Source organism: Streptomyces sp. MBT53 (genome assembly GCF_016654115.1).
Lineage (GTDB): Bacteria > Actinomycetota > Actinomycetes > Streptomycetales > Streptomycetaceae > Streptomyces.
Window position 1 is genome coordinate 1 of sequence record NZ_JAEQAZ010000041.1, and the last position, 19,859, is coordinate 19,859.

General features: G+C 71.2%; 17 protein-coding genes. 9 read left to right on the top strand and 8 right to left on the bottom strand.

The genetic code is table 11. The features are described from left to right. Nucleotides 1-110: 110 nt before the first annotated feature. The 3 genes from JHN45_RS17205 to JHN45_RS17215 are packed head-to-tail and all read left to right on the top strand — an operon-like array spanning nucleotide 111 to nucleotide 3,741. Nucleotides 111-1,457 carry an NAD(P)/FAD-dependent oxidoreductase gene (locus JHN45_RS17205; RefSeq protein WP_201049625.1) on the top strand — a complete coding sequence of 449 codons (1,347 nt, stop codon included), beginning with the start codon at nucleotides 111-113 and terminating at the stop codon, nucleotides 1,455-1,457. Next, entirely contained in the window at nucleotides 1,454-2,332 is an 879-nt protein-coding gene (locus JHN45_RS17210; protein ID WP_201049626.1) for an SDR family NAD(P)-dependent oxidoreductase, read from the top strand. Before JHN45_RS17205 ends, JHN45_RS17210 begins: the two co-directional genes overlap by 4 nt. Then, nucleotides 2,329-3,741, top strand: coding sequence for an aldehyde dehydrogenase family protein (locus JHN45_RS17215; protein WP_201049627.1), 1,413 nt, complete (start codon nucleotides 2,329-2,331; stop codon nucleotides 3,739-3,741). The genes JHN45_RS17210 and JHN45_RS17215 overlap by 4 nt, the downstream gene beginning before the upstream one ends. 5 nt (nucleotides 3,742-3,746) lie before the next feature. Here JHN45_RS17215 and JHN45_RS17220 read toward each other — a convergent pair whose 3' ends face one another. Then, nucleotides 3,747-4,826, bottom strand: a complete 1,080-nt coding sequence (locus JHN45_RS17220) for an AraC family transcriptional regulator (RefSeq protein WP_201049659.1) — start codon at nucleotides 4,824-4,826, stop codon at nucleotides 3,747-3,749. Nucleotides 4,827-4,958: 132 nt separating this feature from the next. Between JHN45_RS17220 and JHN45_RS17225 the strand changes: the two genes are divergently transcribed. After that, on the top strand, nucleotides 4,959-6,149 hold the full coding sequence (locus tag JHN45_RS17225; RefSeq protein ID WP_236583771.1) for an MFS transporter: 1,191 nt from the start codon (nucleotides 4,959-4,961) through the stop codon (nucleotides 6,147-6,149). A gap of 360 nt (nucleotides 6,150-6,509) precedes the next feature. Next, nucleotides 6,510-8,096, top strand: coding sequence for a metallophosphoesterase family protein (locus JHN45_RS17230; protein WP_201049661.1), 1,587 nt, complete (start codon nucleotides 6,510-6,512; stop codon nucleotides 8,094-8,096). 74 nt (nucleotides 8,097-8,170) lie between these two features. On the opposite strand, the gene JHN45_RS17235 is transcribed toward JHN45_RS17230, so the two are convergent. The 4 genes from JHN45_RS17235 to JHN45_RS17250 all read right to left on the bottom strand — a co-directional run bounded on the left by JHN45_RS17235 (nucleotide 8,171) and on the right by JHN45_RS17250 (nucleotide 11,430). Next, complete coding sequence (locus JHN45_RS17235; RefSeq protein ID WP_201049628.1) at nucleotides 8,171-8,776, bottom strand: ABC transporter permease; 606 nt, start codon at nucleotides 8,774-8,776, stop codon at nucleotides 8,171-8,173. A 47-nt stretch (nucleotides 8,777-8,823) separates the two neighbouring features. Next, nucleotides 8,824-9,573, bottom strand: coding sequence for an ABC transporter permease (locus JHN45_RS17240; RefSeq protein WP_201049629.1), 750 nt, complete (start codon nucleotides 9,571-9,573; stop codon nucleotides 8,824-8,826). Further along, entirely contained in the window at nucleotides 9,573-10,490 is a 918-nt protein-coding gene (locus tag JHN45_RS17245) for an ABC transporter ATP-binding protein (protein ID WP_200709118.1), read from the bottom strand. Before JHN45_RS17245 ends, JHN45_RS17240 begins: the two co-directional genes overlap by 1 nt. 232 nt (nucleotides 10,491-10,722) lie before the next feature. Next, nucleotides 10,723-11,430 (bottom strand): TetR/AcrR family transcriptional regulator, encoded by a 708-nt coding sequence (locus JHN45_RS17250; RefSeq protein WP_201049630.1) that lies wholly within the window; start codon nucleotides 11,428-11,430, stop codon nucleotides 10,723-10,725. 113 nt (nucleotides 11,431-11,543) lie between these two features. Here JHN45_RS17250 and JHN45_RS17255 point away from each other — a divergent pair, with 113 nt between their 5' ends. The 4 genes from JHN45_RS17255 (at nucleotide 11,544) to JHN45_RS17270 (ending at nucleotide 16,439) form a co-directional block, all read left to right on the top strand. Next, nucleotides 11,544-12,266 carry a TetR/AcrR family transcriptional regulator gene (locus JHN45_RS17255; protein ID WP_201049631.1) on the top strand — a complete coding sequence of 241 codons (723 nt, stop codon included), beginning with the start codon at nucleotides 11,544-11,546 and terminating at the stop codon, nucleotides 12,264-12,266. Nucleotides 12,267-12,561: 295 nt separating this feature from the next. Beyond that, nucleotides 12,562-13,869 carry an MFS transporter gene (locus tag JHN45_RS17260; RefSeq protein ID WP_201049632.1) on the top strand — a complete coding sequence of 436 codons (1,308 nt, stop codon included), beginning with the start codon at nucleotides 12,562-12,564 and terminating at the stop codon, nucleotides 13,867-13,869. A gap of 311 nt (nucleotides 13,870-14,180) precedes the next feature. Then, the gene (locus JHN45_RS17265; RefSeq protein ID WP_201049633.1) at nucleotides 14,181-15,443 is read left to right on the top strand and encodes a cation:proton antiporter; all 1,263 of its coding nucleotides are present in this window, start codon (nucleotides 14,181-14,183) and stop codon (nucleotides 15,441-15,443) included. Nucleotides 15,444-15,488: 45 nt separating this feature from the next. Continuing rightward, on the top strand, nucleotides 15,489-16,439 hold the full coding sequence (locus tag JHN45_RS17270) for a hypothetical protein (RefSeq protein ID WP_201049634.1): 951 nt from the start codon (nucleotides 15,489-15,491) through the stop codon (nucleotides 16,437-16,439). On the opposite strand, the gene JHN45_RS17275 is transcribed toward JHN45_RS17270, so the two are convergent. The 3 genes from JHN45_RS17275 to JHN45_RS17285 are packed head-to-tail and all read right to left on the bottom strand — an operon-like array spanning nucleotide 16,431 to nucleotide 19,828. Next, nucleotides 16,431-17,855 carry a gamma-aminobutyraldehyde dehydrogenase gene (locus JHN45_RS17275; protein WP_200709124.1) on the bottom strand — a complete coding sequence of 475 codons (1,425 nt, stop codon included), beginning with the start codon at nucleotides 17,853-17,855 and terminating at the stop codon, nucleotides 16,431-16,433. The genes JHN45_RS17270 and JHN45_RS17275 overlap by 9 nt on opposite strands. Nucleotides 17,856-17,870: 15 nt before the next feature. Continuing rightward, complete coding sequence (locus tag JHN45_RS17280) at nucleotides 17,871-18,269, bottom strand: nuclear transport factor 2 family protein (protein ID WP_201049635.1); 399 nt, start codon at nucleotides 18,267-18,269, stop codon at nucleotides 17,871-17,873. 20 nt (nucleotides 18,270-18,289) lie between these two features. After that, the gene (locus tag JHN45_RS17285; RefSeq protein WP_201049636.1) at nucleotides 18,290-19,828 is read right to left on the bottom strand and encodes a cytosine permease; all 1,539 of its coding nucleotides are present in this window, start codon (nucleotides 19,826-19,828) and stop codon (nucleotides 18,290-18,292) included. Between the last annotated feature and the right edge of the window lie 31 nt (nucleotides 19,829-19,859).

Sequence of the window (19,859 nt, forward strand, 5' to 3'; positions counted from 1 at the left end):
CACGGCCGCCGAGGTCCGGTCCCTGGCCGCGCGGGTCAGTTCCCGCAGGACAGCGGGTGCATACGTTTCCTCCACCACCCGTGAAACGGGACGACCGAGGAGGCAGGCTCGTGACGGAAAGCCAGTTGGACACGTGTGTGATCGGGGCGGGGCCCGCCGGACTGGCGGTCGCCAGGGCGCTGGCGGAGCGGGGGCTGCCGTACACGCATCTGGAGCGGCACACCGGGGTCGGCGGGATCTGGGACATCGAGAATCCGGGCGGGCCGATGTACGAGTCGGCGCACTTCATCTCCAGCCGGACCCTGTCGGGCTTCAGCGGTTTCCCCATGCCCGATCACTTCGCGGACTATCCGCCGCACCGGCAGATCCTGTCGTATCTGCGGTCCTTCGCCGACGCCTACGGGCTGACGGACCGGATCGAGTTCGGCGCCGGGGTCGCGAGCGTCGAGAAGAACGCGGACGGCACCTGGACGGTCGTCCGCACCGACGGGCGGGAGAGTCTGCACGGGCAGGTGGTGGTGTGCACGGGCTCCCAGTGGCACCCCAACATCCCTGACATTCCTGGGGAGTTCAGCGGGGAGGTCCGGCACACCGTCGGTTATCGCAGCGCCGAGGAGCTGCGCGGCAAGCGGGTGCTGGTCGTGGGCGCGGGGAACTCCGGATGTGACATCGCGTGCGACGCGGCCAGGGCGGCGGACCGTGCGGTGATCAGCATGCGGCGCGGGTACTGGTTCATCCCCAAGCATCTCTTCGGGCGGCCGGTGGACACCATCGCCAACAGCGGTCCGCATCTGCCGATGTGGCTGGCGCAGCGGCTCTTCGGCGGTCTGCTGCGGATCGTCAACGGCGATCCGACGCGCCTGGGCCTGCAGAAGCCGGACCACAAGCTCTTCGAGACGCACCCGGCGATCAACTCGATGCTGATCCACCACCTCCAGCACGGCGACATCACCGCCCGGCCCGGCATCGCCCGCGCCGAGGGCAGCACCGTGCACTTCACGGACGGCACGAGCGACGACTTCGACCTGATCCTGTTGGCCACCGGCTTCGTCCACAAAGTCCCGGTCGCACAGCGGTACTTCGGCGACGAGCAGCATCCCGACCTGTATCTGTCGTCGTTCTCGCGCGAGCACCGGGGCCTGTTCGGGATCGGGTTCGTCGAGACCAACGCCGGGGCGTACCAACTCTTCGACATGCAGGCGCAGTTGATCGCCGGGTATCTGCACGACGCGCGCCACGGCCTGGCCGACGCGGAGCGGTTCACGCAGATGATCCGCGCCGACCGGCCGGATCTGTCCGGCGGGCTGAAGTTCGTCGCCTCGCCCCGGCACACCGGCTACGTCGACAGCGGGGCGTTCGTGAAGTACCTCGGCAAGGTGGCCCGGCAGATGGGCTGGCGCACCGAGGGCCAGGCGCCGCCGGTGCGGTCTCCGCGACGGGTGGAGACGGCGGCATGAGGCGGTTCGACTTCACCGACAAGGTCGTGCTGGTGACCGGTGGCGCGGGCGGTATCGGCAGTGCGCTGTGCCAACGCTTCGCGGCGGGCGGCGCGCGCTGTGTCGTCGTCGACATCGACGGGGCCCGTGCCGAGAAGGTGGCCGCCGCGCTGCCCGGTGCCGGGCACTCGGGCATCGGCTGCGATCTGACCCAACGCGCCCAGCTGGAGGGGCTGTTCGAGCGGGTCGGCGAGGTGCACGGCCGGCTCGACGTGCTGGTGAACAACGTGGGCATGACCAGCTCGGAGCGGTTCGACGCGCGCAGCGTCGAGAGCATCGAGCAGGAGATCACCCTCAATCTGACCTCCCCGCTGGTCGCCACCCGGATCGCGATCCCCCTGCTGAAGGCCTCGCGGGACGCCCGGGTGGTCACCACGGTCTCCCTGGGCGGGATCTTCCCGCTGGGCGAGACCCCGATCTACACGGCGTCCAAGTTCGGGCTGCGCGGCGCGATGCTCGCCATCGGCCTGGATCTGCGTGGCAGGGGCATCCTGGCGGGGTCGGTGCTGCCCTCGGCGACCGACACCCGGATGCTGCGCCAGGAGGCCGTGGACGGCGGCAACTCGATGCAGTTCCAGGACCGCCCGCAGCAGCCGGCGAACGTCGTCGCGGCCGTCGTGAGCCTGCTGGACAGGCCACGGCTTGAGGCATACCCCCGGTCCGGCGAGTCCCGTCTGGTGCGGTGCGCGATGCTCGTCCCGAACCTGCTGCCCAGGATCTTCCCCCTGTTCCGCAGGCGCGGCGACCGCGGAATGGCCCGCTATCTGGAGGACTTGCGCGGTCGCGGACTGGCCCGACAGACCGACGGGCGCTGGGAGTTGGTGGAGGAGGCATGACCAGGAACGAGAACCTGACCGTCGTCAACCCGGCCACCGGCGAGCCGCTCGCCACCCTGCCCGCCGCGAGCGCCGACGACGTCACCAAGGCCGCCGAACAGGCCCGACTCGCCTACGACTCCGGGGTGTGGTCGCGGCTGCCGGTCCGCGAGCGGAGTGCCGTACTGCTGCGGCTGGCCGACCTGATGGAACGGGACGCCGAACTCCTCGCCCGGCTCGACAGCGAGGACGCGGGCAAGCCGATCACGGAGTGCCGTACGGGAGATGTGCCGGGAGCGGTCGAGGCGATCCGCTGGTTCGCCGAGGCGGCCGACAAGGTCTTCGGCCGACTCGCGCCGAGCGGGACCGACGCGCTCGGTCTCGTCAGCCGCGAGCCGGTCGGTGTCGGCGCGGCGATCCTGCCGTGGAACTACCCGCTGGCGATGGCCAGTTGGAAGGTCGGCCCCGCGCTGGCCGCCGGCAACTGCCTCCTCGTGAAGCCCGCCGAGGCCACCCCGCGCTCGGCCCTCCACCTCGCCGCGCTCGCCACCGAGGCCGGCCTGCCCGACGGCGTGCTCACGGTGCTGCCCGGCTACGGCGCGGAGGCCGGCGCAGCCCTCGCCCACGACCCCCTCGTCCGGGCCCTCTCCTTCACCGGCTCGACCGCCACCGGCCGCCGCGTCCTCAGGGCAGCCGCCGACAGCAACTTCAAACGCGTCTCCCTGGAGATGGGTGGCAAGAGCCCGCAGGTGCTGATGGCCGACGCGCTCTCCTACGGCGACGAGCTGATCGGCGACGTGATCGAGGCCGCGTTCCTGACGATGGGGCAGAACTGCACCGCCGGCTCAAGGGTGTTGGTGCACCGGAGCATCGCCGAGGAGGTCGTGGAGCGGTTCACGGCGGCGGCGCGGGAACTCGTCGTCGGCGATCCGGCCGACCCGCGGACCCAGCAGGGGCCGCTCATCGACCGCGCCGCCTTCGACCGGGTCGCGGGTGCCGTCGACGCCGCCCGCGCGGCCGGGGCCCAGATCCACACGGCGGGACTCCCCCACGGGCTCCCCGCGCACGGCGCCTACTACCCGCCCACCGTGATCACCCGCGCTCCCGCCGAAAGCGCCGTACTCACAAGGGAGTTGTTCGGTCCGGTGGTCACCGTCGAGACCTTCGGCTCCGAGGAGGAGGCGGTCAGGATGGCGAACGCCACCGAGTACGGGCTCGCCGCCTCCGTGTGGACCCGCGATCTCGACACCGCGCTGCGGCTGGCCCGTGGCATCGAGGCGGGCGTGGTCTCCGTCAACTCCTACAGCGAGGGGGACATCACCACCCCGTTCGGCGGCTGGAAGCAGTCCGGGTTCGGCGGCGCGGAGAAGTCGACGAACGCCTTCGACCAGTGGACGCGGGAGAAGTCGGTCTGGATCCGCACCCGTTGACCCGGTTACTCGCGGTGCGCCGCCGCTTGGAGCAGCCGCTCCCGCAGCTGGACCGGGGAGGTGCCGTGCCAGCGGCGTACCGCGCGGCGCAGGGCGCGTTCGTCGGAGAAGCCCGCCCGGTGGGCGATGTCACGCAGCGTCAACTCCGGGCGCAGCAGCAGCTGTTCGACGCGTTCCCGGCGTACTCCCTCGGCCAGTGCCTCGTAGGTGGTGCCGCAGTCGGCCAGTCGGCGGCGCAGGGTCCGCTCGCTGGTCGCGTGCCGTCGTGCCTGTTCGCCGAAGGAGGGGATCACCGGGAGGCTCTGCGCGACGGACACCTCCAGCACTTCCAGGAGGTCCTGCTGTCCGGTGCGGGAGGCGAGTTGGGTGTCGAGCGTCTCCAGGGTCGAGGCGTATGTCACCCGGTCGCGGCCGGGCATCGGGGCGCGGGCCCACGCGGGGTCGATGACGATGCGGTCGGCCGGGGCGCGGAAGCGGACCGGACAGCCGAACACGGCGTCGTACAGGGCGTGTTGACGGGGTGGCGGGGCGGAGAACTCCACCACGCGCGGGGCGAAGTCCGGGCCGATGGCCAGTCGGGACACGGTGACCACTGAGGCGAGCCCCTCCTCGATGAGGAAGGAGGCCACGCTCGGGTCGACGGCGGGATCGGGGAGGTCGGCGCGCAGCACGAAGGCGCCGTCCTCGTCCACGCCGGTCGACCACACGGTCATCGCGCCGGAGAGGTTCTGGTACCGCACCCCGGTCTCGATGGCGTGGCGCAGGGTGTCGGCGGCCAGCAGCGCGAAGCCGAGCAGGCCCCACGCGGTGAGGTGCTGCGCCGCGCCGACCTTCAGGCCCAGCCGTTCGTCCCCGGTGAGCTCCACCGCGCGCCGGATCACCGCGCTGCCCTGCCGGTACGACACCCGTAGCGCGGCGGACCGCATCAGCGTCTCGTCCAGGCCGACCTGGCTCAGCAGGGGCCGCAGGTCGATGCCGCGTTCGTCGGCGACGGTGACGAGATAGCGCAGGATGTTCGGCTGGATCGTCGCCGATGTGCTGCGGCTCGTCCCGTGCGGGTCCGCCGGGGCCGGGTCGGGGAACATCGCACTCACCTCCTCGTGGGCGACCACCGTAAGCACCCGGGCCGCACCGGTCGTGCCCACTGGCCTCCGGAGTCCCCTCAACGGCCCCCGGCGTCCTGCGTCCGTCCCGCACCGCCTGACTACGGTCCCTGCATGTCAGTCAGCGCTCCAAGCCGGGCCGAGAGCGGGCGTCGCGCCCCCAGGGCGGGCGCCCGGAGGGTGGCGACGCTCGCGTTCGCCGCCCAGGGTGTGTCCGTCGCCGCCGTGTACACGACCGTCCCCGCGGTCACCGAGCACCAGGGGCTCTCCCCGCTCCTGACGACCGCCACGCTGGTCGCGGTCGCCCTGGCGGCCGGGTTCGGCAGCTTTCTCGGGCTGGCCGCGGTCCGTGTCGCCGGTCCGGTCGCCACGATGCGCGGCGCCCTGCTCACGGCCGCCGTCGCGCTCACCCTGATCGGACAGGCGCCCGGCCCGGGGACCACCGTCTGCGCCTACGTCCTCTTCGGTCTCGCGGTGGGCGGCCTCGACGTCGGGATCAACACCCGTGCCGCCGCGATCGAACGCGCCTACGGCCGCAGCGTGTTCGGATCCTTCTACACGGCGTGGAGCGTGGGCGGTGTGCTCGCGGCCCTGCTCACCGCCGGGGCGGCCCGTCTCGACCGGCCCGTGGGCGACGGCCTGGCCGTGCAGGCGGGCATCCTGCTGCTCGTCGCCTGCTGTCTGCGTACGCACGTCCTTCCCGTCGCCCAAGTGCCGTCTGCGCAACCGCCGTTGGGTCGTCGGCTGTGGCTGCGGCTGCTCCCCTTCGGTCTGGTCCTACTCGTCGTCTACGTCGTGGACTCGACGGTCTCCGCCTGGTCGGCGGTCTATCTGCGCCAGACCCTCGCCGCGTCGCTCACGGTCGCGCCGATGGCGTACGCGGCGTACCAGGCCGGCACGGTCGTCGGCCGCGCGAGCGTGGACCGGCTGGTGCAGCGGGTCGGGACGGTCGCCATCGTACGCACGGCCGCCGTGGTGGTGGCGGGTGCGCTGGCGGGCATGGCCATGGCTCCGAGCTGGCCGTTCGCCGTGCTCGCGGCCGGGGTGGTGGGCCTGGGGGCGTCGGTGCTCGCCCCGCTGTGTCTGGCCTCCGCCGCGCGGCTGCGCCCGGCCGCCTCGGAAGCGGTCCTGGCCCGGCTGAACCTCTTCAACTACGCGGGTGTCCTCACCGGTGGCGCGGTGAGCGGACTGCTCGGCTCCACCGGCGAGTTCCGGCTCGCGTACGCGGCACCGGCCGCCCTGGCGCTGCTCGTCCTGACCGCGGCCCGGCACTTCACCCGGCCACCCGCGACATCCCAGGCGTAGCAGGCAAGCCAGACAACGGGCCGACCACGACCAGTCCCGGCTCCCGCACACAGCACCAGCCCCCTGACACTGCCCATCCTGGCCGCCACCCGACACTTCACCCAGCCACCCGCGACGTCCCAGGCGTAGCAGGCAAGCCAGACAACGGGCCGACCATGACCAGTCCTGGCTCCCGCACACAGCACCAGCCCCCTGGCACTGCCCATCCTGGCCGACGCCTGACACTTCACCCGGCCACCGGCGACATCCGAGGCGTAGCGAACAAGCCAGGCGATGGGCGGGATATGGCCAGTCCATGGGCAGGCGGCAATCGGTCGTTCAACCGGCGCTGCCAGCGTCGCGCCCATGAACACTCCTCGCATGGGCCTTCCCGACCGGCTCGCCGACACCCTGAGCATGCCCGAGCAACACGAGTACCTCCGCCGCGCCTTCTCCCGGCGCGGTCTGCTGCGCGGTGGCGCGGTCGCCGCCACCGGTGTCGCCCTCGCGGGCGGCGGGGGTGTCGCGGCGGCGGCGACGCCCACGCTGGTGCCTGCTTCGACCACGTCTACCGTGCACGGTTCGCTGGTGGCGCCGTTCGGCAGGCACCTCGCCTACGGCGCCGATCCCCGGACCCAGATGCGGGTGTCCTGGCAGGTGCCTCTGCCGGTCAGCAAACCGTTCCTCCGGATCGGCAGAAGTCCCCTCGACCTGAGCCACCGCATACCGGCCGAGGTGCGCGACCTGTTCACACCGGCCGGGATCGGCAAGAGCGCCGACATCGACCAGTACTACGTGCACGCGGCGCTGGACAACCTGAGCCCCGACACGACGTACTACTACGGCGTCGGCCACGACGGCTTCGACCCCGCCGACCCGGGCGCCGCGCACGCCATCTACTCGTTCACCACCGCGCCCCGCACGCACAGCACCCGGCCGTTCACGTTCACCGCCTTCGGTGACCAGAACCCGAGTTACACCTCGATCGGCCTCAACGCCCTTGTCCAGGCGCAGAGTCCGGCCTTCCACCTGCACGCGGGCGACATCTGCTACGCCGAGGAGACCGGCCACGGGCTGCCCGGGGACGCGGGCAACTACGACGCCCGCCAGTGGGATTCGTTCCTGGCGCAGATCGAGCCGCTCTCCAGCCGGGTGCCGTGGATGGTGGCGTTCGGCAACCACGACATGGAGTCCTGGTACTCCCCCAACGGCTACGGCGGCAACGAGGCCCGTTTCACCCTCCCCGGCAACGGTTTTGACGCCTCGTCAGCTCCCGGTGTCTACTCCTTCGTCCACGGCAACGTGGGTGTGGTCTCGGTCGACGCGAACGACGTGTCGTACGAGATCCCCGCCAACATCGGCTACACCGCGGGCAAGCAGACCGCCTGGCTCGACAAGCGGCTCGGCGAGCTGCGGGCCCGTACGGACGTCGACTTCGTCGTCGTCTTCCACCACCACTGCGCCTTCTCCACCACCAGCTCGCACGCCTCCGAGGGCGGGGTGCGCGAGCAGTGGGTGCCGCTGTACGAGAAGCACCAGGTGGACCTGGTGGTCAACGGCCACAACCACGTCTACGAGCGCACCGACCCGGTCGTCCAGGACAAGGCCGTACGGTCCCTGCCGATCGGCGGCACCCACGAGCCTGCCAAGGGCGGTGTGGTGTACGTGACGGCGGGCGCGGGCGGCGAGAGCGTGTACAGCTTCCCGGTGGCCGACAGCTATGAGGGCCACGAGGACGCGATCGACTCGGTGCCGACGTACTGGACGGGCAAGGACGGCAAGGTCACCGAGAACGTCGACTGGTCCCGGGTGCGCTACACCGGTTACTCGTTCATCCGCGTCGACGTCGCCCCGGCCACACCCGGCCGTACGACGACGCTCACGGTCCGGGCGCTGGCCGCGACCGGCGCGGAGGTCGACCGGTTCACGGTCTCCCGCAAGGTGAAGAAGGCAGGGCACGGCTACTAGGCACGCTTTTGCCAGGAGGACACGGAGAGCGGCCACCGGCGTGGTGCCGGTGGCCGCCGTCCGCAGGTGGTGTCTCAACTCGCCCTGGCGAGCAGGGCCTTGGCGTGGCGGCGGGGTTCCAGGGCCGCTGCCACGAGGTAGCTGCCGCCGCCCGCGAGGGCGAGCACCCAGTACAGGGGTGCGCCGTGGAGGAAGAGCGCGGCGGAGGAGGTGAGGGCGAGCCAGGTGCCGAGGACGTACTGGAGGCGATCGCGGTAGACGGCACCTCCGGCGAGGTAGAGGAGTCCCACGACGAGCCCGGAGGCGGTGGGCCACATGAGGGTGTGCACCTTCTGCTCGTCGAGGGCCGCGCTCAGCGCGGTGATGATCAGGAACAGGGCGCCGAAGCCGATCGGCCAGGACGCGGCGAGCAGGTTCCCGGCCAGCGCGTCGGGGCCGCGGACTCCGCGCAGCGCCTTGGAGGTGATAACGCCGGTGACGACGACACCGGCGAGCAGGCCTACGACGAGCAGCGAGGCCGGTATCGCGGACGGCAGGTCCACGAGGGGATCGTCGCCGTGGGTGAGCGCGTTCACGCCGTGCCCGACGAGCCAGGCGAGGCCGAAACTGACGTACGACAGACGGTTGTCGAGGACGACGCTCACCGCGGACCGCTGCTGGTTGTAGGTGGTGTGGGACATGGTGGCCTCCGTGAAGTGCTCTGGTGGGGACGCGAGTTGGGGGGAACTCAGGGGTCGCGTCGGTTGGTGAGGACGAACGCGGGGACGAGGACGACGGCCGCGTACACCAGGCAGAGCACCAGCGCGGTGAGCGGGGTGGTGACGCCGTCGACGTGCTTGACGACGATCAGGGAGCGGCCGAGTCCGGTGAACGAGTAGGCGGCGACGCTGTCCTGGAGGGACTGCGGCACGATGGACGGCAGGATGCCCATGATCACGAAGACCACGGCCATCAGCACGGACAGCGCGCCCTGCGTGTGCCGGATCAACGCCCCCAGCGCGAAGCCGAACATGCCGATGAAGACCATGTAGAAGGAGGCTCCGAGCACGGCCCGCAGGACGCCCGGGTCGCCGAGCGAGACGCCCAGGCCCGTGGGGAGCGCGGCCTGTCCGACGAGGAACGTGACGAGCGAGACCAGGGTGCCCGCCACCGCGAACACCACGGTGAGCAGGCCCGCCTTGACCGCGATCACCCGGCCGCGGGCCGGCACGGCGGCGAAGGTCGTACGGATGAGGCCGGTGCCGTACTCGGGTGAGATGGCCAGGACGCCCAGCACACCGAAGGCGAACTGCACGATGGCCGTGCCCGTCAGGGTGTCGAGGGCGTCGTAGGACGGGTTGCCGAGCTGGTCGGAGCTCGTGTTGATCCCGATGAGCAGACCGGTCAGCGGCATCAGGACGAGGGCGGCGCCGAGCGCCCACCAAGTCGAGCGTACCGAGCGGAGTTTGAGCCACTCCGAGGCGATCACGTCACGCATCACACTGCCTCCTTCGCCCGGTATTCGACGGCGTCGTCGGTGAGGGCCATGTACGCGTCCTCCAACGTCGAGCGCTGGACGGACAGTTCGGTGAGCGGGATACCGCGGTGGTGGGCGAGCAGGCCCGCCTCGTGGGGAGTTGTGCCGCGCACGGCGAGCGCGTCGTCGGCGCGCGTCTCGACCTGGGCTTCCAACGCCCGCAGGGCGGCGGCCAGTTCGCCGCGGTGCGCGGGGAGGGTGCGGATGGTCAGATGGGTGCCGGCGGCGGAGTCGATGAGATCCGCGAGCGGCTTGTCCGCGATGAGCCGGCCGCGGCCGACGATGACCAGGTGGTCGGCGGTGTACTGCATCTCGCTCATCAGGTGCGAGGAGACGAAGACCGTACGGCCCCGCGCGGCGAGGTCCCGCATGAGGGTGCGGATCCAGTGGACGCCCTCGGGGTCGAGGCCGTTCACCGGCTCGTCGAAGATGAGGAGTTGGGGGTCGCCGAGGAGGGCGGCGGCGATGCCGAGCCGCTGCTTCATGCCGAGGGAGAAGCCGCCCGCCCGGCGTCCGGCGACGCTCGACAGTCCGACCTCGTCGAGGACGGTGTCCACGCGGGCGGCGCCGATGCCGTTCGAGAGGGCGATGGCCCGCAGGTGGCTGCGTGCCGAGCGGCCGGGGTGGAAGGCGGAGGCGTCCAGCAGGGCGCCGACCGTGTGCAGGGGCCGGGTCAGCGAGGCGTAGGGCCGGCCGTCGATGAGCGCGGTGCCGGAGGTCGGGCGGTCCAGGCCGAGCAGCATGCGCAGAGTGGTCGACTTTCCGGCGCCGTTGGGGCCCAGGAAGCCCGTGACCTGCCCGGCGCGCACGGTGAAGGACAGGTCGTTGACGGCTGCCTTCTCTCCGTAGCGTTTGGTGAGTCCGATTGCTTCGATCACGGTGGGCTCCTCCTGTGGGCGAGACGAGGCGAGGGGATGACATGGCGTGCCGCACGCACGCTTTTGCGCGACACTTCAATGCCGTTGTTATAGAGCGTAACTGTCACGACTACATCTAGCAAGATACCTTCGGGGGCACCCGGTACGGAACACGAAAGAGCCCCGCCGGCGATGGCCGACAGGGCTCGTAAGCGCTGGTCAGTAGTGGTGAGCGCCCGCGAGGGCGAGGGGGTCAGCGGAGCTGGAAGGCGTCCGCCAGGATCGTCGTCTGTACGTCGAGCAGGGTGGCGGGGTCGTGCCCCATGCCGGTGAACTGGCCCGCGGTCTCCAGGCCCACGGTGCCGTGGATCTGCGGCCAGGCCATGATCGCGCCGGTCAGCGCGACGGCCGCCGCCGGGTCGGCGGGGTCCCGGCCCGTCCACTGCGCGACCCACGCCGTCACGTCCGGCTCGTCGCGCAGCCAGACCTGGAACTCCGCGAGCAGCGGGTCGAGACCGGCCAGCGGCCGGCCCTCCGCGAAGACCGGCAGGAACGGCCCGAGGACCGACCGGGCCCGCAGCACGGTCTCGGGCGGAGTGGTGAAGCCCGCCACCGGGGTGCCCTGGACGAGCAGGTAGAGATGCGGATTCGTCACCGCCCACGCCCGATAGGCCCTGGTCAGGGCGTGCAGCGCCGCGCGTCCGCCGGCTTCGATGTCCACCGTGTGGACGGCCTGGGCGGCATCCGTGTAGGCGTCGAGGACCAGTTCGGCGAGCAGGTCGTCCCGACTGGCGTAGTAGCGGTAGAGCGCGGGGCCCGACATCCCGATCTCCTTGGCGATCCGCAGCAGGGCCACGCTCTCGAGACCCCCGGCGGCGAGCTGGCGTACGGCCACTTCCTTGATCTCCGAGCGGGTCTGCTCCCGGTACCGCTCCCGCGGACTGCGCGCCTGGGTTGCCATGCCCCATCCTCCTGGGATCGTCACTCATGTTCGCTACATACAATAACTAACGAGGTATACAGTAGCGCTCATCGGCATGACCGGCACGGCCATGGCCGACAGAGGAGGTCACCGTGACGACACGCATCCCCACCCCTCGGGAGCGCTTCAGGGAACGGACACGGTCGGAGATCAAGGAAATCGCGCTGCGGCAGCTGGCGTCCGGCGGATCGTCCGGGCTCAGACTCACCCTCATCGCCAAGGCACTCGGGCTCTCCGGACCGGCCCTCTACCGCTACTACGGCAGCCGGGACGCGCTGGTCGACGCCCTGGTCACGGACGCCTATCTCGACATCGCGCACGCCATCGACGACGCGGGCACCGGCTCCGCCCCGAGCGCGCCGATCGAACCCAGGGCCTGGCTGCACCGACTCGCCCTCGCCTACCGGTCCTGGGCGATGCGCCGGCCGCACCTCCACCAGCTCATCCAGGGCGCGCCGCTCCCGGGCCATGTCGCGACGCCGGGCACGTCCGGTGGCGCCCGGGGCGCACTCGGACCCTTTCTCGGTCTCTTCGTCGGTGCCGAGCCGGGCGCCGCCGTCGCGCCCCTCGTCGAGGAGATGACCGCGTGGGCCGACCGCGAGCCCGCCGTCCGCGACTGGGTCACGGCCCACACCGGGCTCCGTACCGAGCGCGCGGCCATGGGGATCGCGCTCGCCGGCACGGTCATGGCCTGGTCCACCCTGCACGGGACGGTCAGTCTCGAAATAGCCCTGCAGTTCGCCGGTATGGGGCAGCGCGGCGACACCCTGCTGACCGCCCACATCGAGAGCCTCGCCGAGGGCTTCCGGCTCTGAGCTGACCGACGGGACCATCACCTCTCGGACCCCGGGCCATAAATCTGCGGACACGTCCGATTTCGGCGGCGGAAATGCCACGAATCCCTTGCGGAGGCCGTGCGGAGATGTGCGGAGATGTGCGCTCGGGATATGCCGAACCCCTTGGCTGCGATATATTTCACGCCTCAACTGCCGTTGCCCGTAGGCGTTTTACCCTGCCCCCCGCCTCCCGCGAATTCCTTTCGCCGTGGGCGGGGGCCGCCCGTTTCCCCCTCCGTGATACGCCTCACCGAAAGCCCTCCGCTCCGTGGCCATGACCCTGCACGAGGACCGGCCGCCCGCCGGTCGCCATGCAGCCGTTCCGTCCGGCAGTCTCTTCCGACGGATCTACGCACCCCGCACCAGTGACGCGCTGGCGTTCTCCATGTCGACGTACGCCATGCCGCTCCTCGTCCTGACCATCACCCGGTCCCCGTCGCTGACGGGCCTGGCGTTCGCCCTGGAGTGGACGCCCCGGATCGCCGCGTTCGTGCTGGCCGGCAATGTGGTGGACCGGCGCGGCGCGGCCATCGTGTGCTTCCTGGCCTCGCTGCTGCGGGCCCTGGTGCTGGCCGGGGCGGCGGTCACCCTCGCCGTCCTGCCGCGCGGCACCGCGGAGACGGTGACCGTGCTGGTGCTGGCCGCGGTGACCGGCACGCTCACCCAGTTCAGTTTCGTGGCCAACGAGGCGGTGGGCGTGATCGTCACCCGGCGGGCCCAACACCGGCCGCACGGAGTGCAGTCGGTCCTCATCGGCATCGACCAGACCGCCATGCTGGTCGGCCCCCTGCTCGCGGGCTTCCTGCTGCTGGTGGGACCGGGCTGGATGCTCGGGTGCCTGACCGCGCTGTCCCTGCTGGCCGCCGTACTCGGTCTCCAGACCCCGCCCACCCCGTTGCGCTCCGCGCGGCCGGACGGCGAACGGACACCCGGTGGGCTGCGGACCGGGCTGCGGATGCTGCGCAAACTGCCCGCGCTGCGCTGGCTGGTGGCGGGCCTGGCCTGTTCCAATCTCGCCCTCGGTCTGCTCCAGTCGGCCAGTCCCGTGATCGTGGTGGAGAACTTCGGCCGCTCCTCCGCCGACGTCGGCACCCTGTGGTCCGCCGCCGCGGCAGCGACCCTGCTGGCGGTCACCTGCTGCCGCCTCGCGCTGAGCCGACTCGACCTGTGGGGCGTCGGGGTCGTGTGCGCGACGTTCGCGTCGGCGGCCTGCCTGGCTCTCCCGCAGGCCCCGTCCTACGCCGCCTACACGGTCCTCGTCGCGCTGTTCATGGCGGGCGACGGCGGCCTCACCGTCGTGCTGCGCACCCTGCGTTCCCTGGTCATCCCGGCCACGGCCTTCGGCACCACGCTCTCCCTGACCATGCTGCTCCTGCTGCTGCCGTTCCCGTTGGCCGGCATCCTCGTCGCCCTCACCCCGCCGGCCCACCTCGGCACGGCCGTCCTGGGCTGCGCCGCCGTCCAGGCGGTCGCCCTGGCCATCACCTTCGTACGCCTGCGCAACGAACCCACTCTGCGCGCGACCGCCGACGGGCCGCCGAGGGCCGTCCTCCCCAACGAGCCGTCGGCGACGGGGCGTTGACGGTCCGCTCACTTCGGCGACGCGCCCAGGAACAATCGCACCGACCCAATCCCCCGACCACTTCTCTATGTCGGTCGGGGAATTGCACCGGGTTTACGAAGAGGAAGAGCGAGGTGCCGCTCACGAAATCCTCGGTCTCGGATTCATGCCCAAGTCGGCTCCTCGATGGGGCTGGGCCCGTCCCACTGTGTCGCCATCCCGTTAACGCAGTGCCGATGTCGTCGTGAGACCTGCGCCGTCGCTTCGGCCAGAGGTGGCACGGTTTCGTCCGGGCCCACCGAGGATCCCCGGCACAAGGAGTCCGTCCCGCCATGACCTCCTCCCAAGCATCCGCGTTACTGACCGGACTGGCCGTCGTCATCGTCGCCGCGGCCCTGTGCGGGGCGCTCGCGCGCAGACTCGGGCAGCCCGCGGTCGTCGGCGAGATCCTGGCCGGCATCCTGCTCGGCCCGACCCTGTTCGACGGCGCGGTCTCGCGTGCGCTGCTGCCGACCGACATCCGGCCGTTCCTGACCGCGCTCGCCGATGTCGGGGTCGCCGTCTTCATGTTCCTGGTGGGCCTGGAGTTCGACCGCGGCATGGTGCGCGGCACGGGCCGTATCGCCGCCTCCGTCTCCCTGGCCTCGCTGCTGCTGCCGTGCGGGCTGGGCATGGCGCTCGGGACCTATCTCCTGCGCGACCATCCCAGCCCCGACCATCTGGGCTTCGTCCTCTTCATGGGCGCCGCGATGTCCATCACCGCGTTCCCGGTGCTGGCCCGGATCCTCACCGACCGCCACCTGGACCACACCCCGCTGGGTGCGCTGGCGCTGTGCTGCGCCGCCCTCGCCGACGTACTGGCCTGGTCACTGCTGGCCGTGGTGGTCGCGATCGTCGCACCGGGCGGCAACCCCGAACGGGCGCTGCTGTTCCTGCCGTATCTGCTGCTGATGCGCTACCCCGTACGGTGGCTGCTGGGGCGGCTGTTGAAGAGGCCGGGGGTGTCCGCGCAGCCGACGGCCGTCCTGCTGGCCACGGCGTTCGCCGGGCTGCTGCTGTCGGGGGCCGCCACCGAGTGGATGGGGCTGCACTTCATCTTCGGGGCGTTCCTGTTCGGGGCGGTCGTCCCGCGCCCGGGATCGGAGCGGCTCCGGGCCGATCTGAGCGAACGGGTCGGGCTCGTGAACAACGTGCTGCTGCTCCCCGTGTTCTTCCTGGTCGCCGGCCTCCAGGTGGACCTGTCCCGACTCGGCTGGTCCGACCTCGGCCAGCTGGCGCTGATCCTCCTGGTGGCGGTGGGCGGCAAAGTCGTCGGCGCGTACACGGGCGCCTACGCCAACGGTCTCGACCGTCGTATCTCCTCCGCCCTCGCCGTCCTGATGAACACCCGCGGCCTCACCGAACTGATCATCCTCAGCGTCGGCCGCCAACTCGGCATCCTGGACGGGCGGTTGTACTCCCTGATGGTGGTCATGGCGGTACTGACCACCGCCATGACGGGCCCCCTCCTCCAGGCGATCTACCCCCGCGCCCTCGCCCTGCGGGCCACCCCTCAGGACATGACCCGCAGACGCCGGGAGCCTGCGGCGTCCTAGGGTGTGGAGCGCATCGCTCTCCCCCAGCTCAAGGAGCCCCAGGCCGTGGACGTCGAGATACCCGCGCTCGTGCGAGACGCCGCCGCCCGGTTCGGGGCCGGTGCTCCCTACGCGTTGAAGGCCGTGGCCGGGCAGCTCGCCGACGACCCGGACATGGGGGTGCCGTCGCGGCTGCCCGGTATCCGTACCGTGCTGGTCGACGGTGAGATGTTCGAGGACTGTCCCTCGCTGTCGGTCGGCTACCTCCATGAGCCCGACCGCATCGAGATCCGGTACGTCGCCCTGGCCCCGTCCGCCGAACCCGACGACGTTCAAGATGCCGAGCAGGAGCGGGAGTTGGCCGCCGAACCCGATGTCACCGCGGTCACCGTGCGGGAGGTCGCGGACGCCTGGCACCGGATCACGCGCCGGCTCCGGGACAGCGCGCCCGACTCCTACGCGGCGCTCCGCACGGGCGCCGACCCGGCCGCCGTCGCCGCGCTGGAGAGCGGGATCGGGGTGCGGATACCCGTCGAGCTGACCGTCCTGTGGCTGCTCACTGCGGGCGACGAAGGGTCCGACGGACGGGGCTGCCTCCCGGGCAACCGGGCGCTGTTGCCGCTGGACGCGGTGGCCGTCGTACACCGGCAGAAGACGGAGGCCCAGGCGCACATGGACACCGCGTACGCCAGTCGTCCCGAGGAGGAGCGGATCATCGTGTGGCGGCCGGGCTGGATCCCGGTCGCCGCGGACAGTCCCGCCAACCGCGTCTCGGGGCTCTACCTCGACACCGAGACCGGGTTCCTCGGGCGGTGGTCGCGCTACGACGACCACCCGGACGACGAGCGCGACACGCTGGTGACCTACCTGGAGGAGGCCGCCGACGCGCTCGAAGCCCCGGCCCTGGCGCCCCGGGACGAACCCGGTCTGATCGGCGGGACGTTGGTGTGGCGCAGCGCCATCGACCCTGCGCTGGAGGACCGTTGGCAGCGGCTGGCCGACCTCGGGTCAGAGTGATGTCATGACGTGCTTGATCCGGGTGTAGTCCTCGAAGCCGTAGGCCGAAAGGTCCTTGCCGTAACCGGACTTCTTGAAGCCGCCGTGCGGCATCTCGGCGACGAGTGCCATGTGGGTGTTGATCCAGACGCAGCCGAAGTCGAGCGCCTTCGACATCCGCATCGCCCGCGCGTGGTCCCTGGTCCACACCGAGGAGGCCAGCGCGTAGTCGACGCCGTTGGCGTAGCGCACGGCCTCGGCCTCGTCGGTGAAGGACTGGACGGTCATGACCGGTCCGAAGACCTCGTTCTGGACGATCTCGTCGTCCTGGCGGAGGCCGGAGACGACGGTCGGGGCGTAGAAGTAGCCCTGGTCGCCGACCCGGTGGCCGCCGGTCTCGATCCTGGCGTGCTCGGGGAGGCGCTCGACGAAGCCGCTGACCTGGGCGAGTTGGCCCGCGTTGTTGAGGGGGCCGTAGAGCACGTCCTCGTCGTCCGGCCGGCCCGTCTTCGTCTCCGCGGCAGCCTTCGCGAGCGCGGCCACGAACTCGTCGTGGACCGACTCGTGGACCAGGACCCGGGTCGCGGCCGTGCAGTCCTGGCCCGCGTTGAAGAAGCCGCCGACGATCAGGTCTTCGACCGCCTTGTCCAGGTCGGCGTCCTCGAAGACCACCGCAGGGGCCTTGCCGCCGAGCTCCAGGTGGACCCGCTTGACGTCCTTCGCGGCGGACTCGGCGACCTGGATGCCGGCGCGCACGGAGCCGGTGATGGAGGCCATCGCGGGGGTGGGGTGCTCGACCATCAGCCGGCCGGTGTCGCGGTCGCCGCACACGACGTTGAAGACGCCCTTCGGCACGATCGAGCCGATGATCTCCGCGAGCAGGACGGTGGAGGCGGGGGTGGTGTCCGAGGGCTTGAGGACCACCGCGTTGCCGGCCGCGAGCGCGGGCGCGAACTTCCAAACAGCCATCAGGAGCGGGTAGTTCCAGGGCGCGACCTGTGCGCACACCCCGACCGGCTCGCGGCGGATGATCGAGGTCATGCCCTCCATGTACTCGCCCGCCGAACGCCCTTCGAGCATCCGCGCCGCGCCCGCGAAGAAGCGGATCTGGTCGATGGCGGGGGCGAGTTCCTCGCTGCGGGTGAGATGCAGCGGCTTGCCGGTGTCCCGGCTCTCGACGGCGACCAGTTCGTCGGCCCGGGCCTCCATCGCGTCGGCGATCTTCAGCAAGGCGCGCTGCCGTACGGACGGCGTCGTGTCGCGCCAGACGGGGAACGCGGCAGCGGCGGCGGCCATCGCCGCGTCGACGTCGGCCGCCCCGGAGAGCGGGGAGGTCGCGTAGACGTCACCGGTGGTGGGGTCCACCACGTCGAGGGTGCGGCCGTCCGAGGCGTCCGCGAACGCACCGTCGATGTAGTTGCGGAAGGTGGTGCTCATGGACGTCTCTCCTGGTCAGGCGGCGCTGCGGGCGGACAGATGCTCGTGTACGGCGACCCAGGCGCCGTCGTCCGCGCGGGCGAAGACGATGGTCTCCCGCTCCTGGACGGTCTCCTCGCCGGAGTGGGTGGCGATCCGCGTCTCCACGTCGTGGCTGAAGACGGCGGTGTCGCCGACGGGCTGGATCAGCTGGGCTGAGGAGGTGCAGCCGAGGATGCGGAAGCCGTCCTCGTCCACCCATCGCTGCCACAGCGCGCGGTACTCGGCGGTGGAGCCGAGCCGCTGCGGGGTGGTGTGGAAGACGAAGCTCGCGTCCGGGGCGAAGGCGCCGAAGTAGTCGTCGAGGCGGCCCTCGGCGAAGGCGGCGACGAGCGCGTCGGCGGCGGCCCGGACTTCCTGGACGGTGGTGCTCATGAGCTGCTCCTTGCGGGGGTTCAGTTGGCCGCGGCGGGCTCGGGGGCGGGTGCCTCGCTGCCGTCGCCGGTGATGGGCGGCACCGGTGCGTCGGAGGCCCGGACGAAGCGGGGTCCTGCCGGTCCGTAGACGGCGCGCGGCTCGGGGAACACGGTGAGCAGGGCCAGGTAGAGGACGACCGCGAGGGCGAGGCCGACCGGCAGGGAGATGTCGGTGCCGCCCGCGAGGTCGCCGAGCGGGCCGACGAACTGGCCGGGGAGGTTGGTGAACAGCAGGGCCACGACGGCGGAGACCAGCCAGGTCGACATGCCGCGCCAGTTCCAGCCGTGCGTGAACCAGTAACGGCCGCCGCGCTGACGGCGGTTGAAGACCTGGAGCGCGTCCGCGTCGTACCAGCCGCGCCGGGTGACATAGCCGAGCGTCATGACGATCATCCAGGGCGCGGTGCAGGTGATGATCAGCGTGGCGAACGTCGAGATGGACTGCGTGAGGTTCAGCGCGAAGCGGCCGACGAAGATGAACGCGATCGACAGGGCGCCGATGAAGAAGGTGGCCTGGACGCGGCTGAAGCGGGTGAAGACGCTGGAGAAGTCGAGGCCCGTGCCGTAGAGGGACGTCGTGCCGGTGGAGAGGCCGCCGATCAGTGCGATCAGGCACAGCGGCAGGAAGTACCAGCCGGGCGAGATGGCGAGGAGTCCGCCGACGTAGTTGGGGGCGGCCGGGTCGACGTACTTGGCGGCCTTCGAGGCGATGATCGACGCGGTGGCCAGGCCGAAGAGGAACGGCAGCAGGGTGGCGAGCTGGGCGAGGAACGCGGCGCCCATCACCCGGCGTCGCGGGGCCCCGGCCGGGATGTAGCGGGACCAGTCGCCGAGGAACGCGCCGAAGGAGACCGGGTTGGAGAGCACGATCAGGGCGGCGCCGATGAACGACGGCCAGAACAGCGGGTCGGCGGTGGAGGCGAAGGTGCCCGCGTAGCCGGGGTCGAAGTCGCCGGCGAAGGCGAAGGCGCCGAGCACGAAGAGGGCCGACGCGGCCAGCACCGCGATCTTGTTGACCAGCAGCATGAACTTGAAGCCGTAGACGCAGACGGCCAGGACGAGCCCGGCGAAGACGGCGTACGCGATGCCGTAGGTGACGTCCGACTCGGGGACGTCGACGAGGCGGTGCGCGCCGCCGACCAGCGCGTCGCCCGAGGACCACACCGAGATCGAGAAGAACGCGACGGCGGTGAGCAGCGACAGGAACGAGCCGACGACCCGGCCGTGCACGCCGAGGTGGGCGGAGGAGGAGACGGCGTTGTTCGTGCCGTTGGTGGGGCCGAACAGAGCCATCGGGGCCAGCAGCAGCGCACCCGCGACCAGGCCGAGGACGGTGGCGGCGAGGCCCTGCCAGAAGGAGAGGCCGAAGAGGATCGGGAAGGCGCCCAGCACACAGGTGGCGAAGGTGTTGGCACCGCCGAAGGCGAGTCGGAACAGGTCGATCGGGCGGGCCGTGCGGTCCTCGTCCGGGATCCGTTCGACGCCGTAGGTCTCGATTTCGGTGATCGAGGTCGTCACTGGCGCTCCACCTTCCGTTCATGCGGGGGGC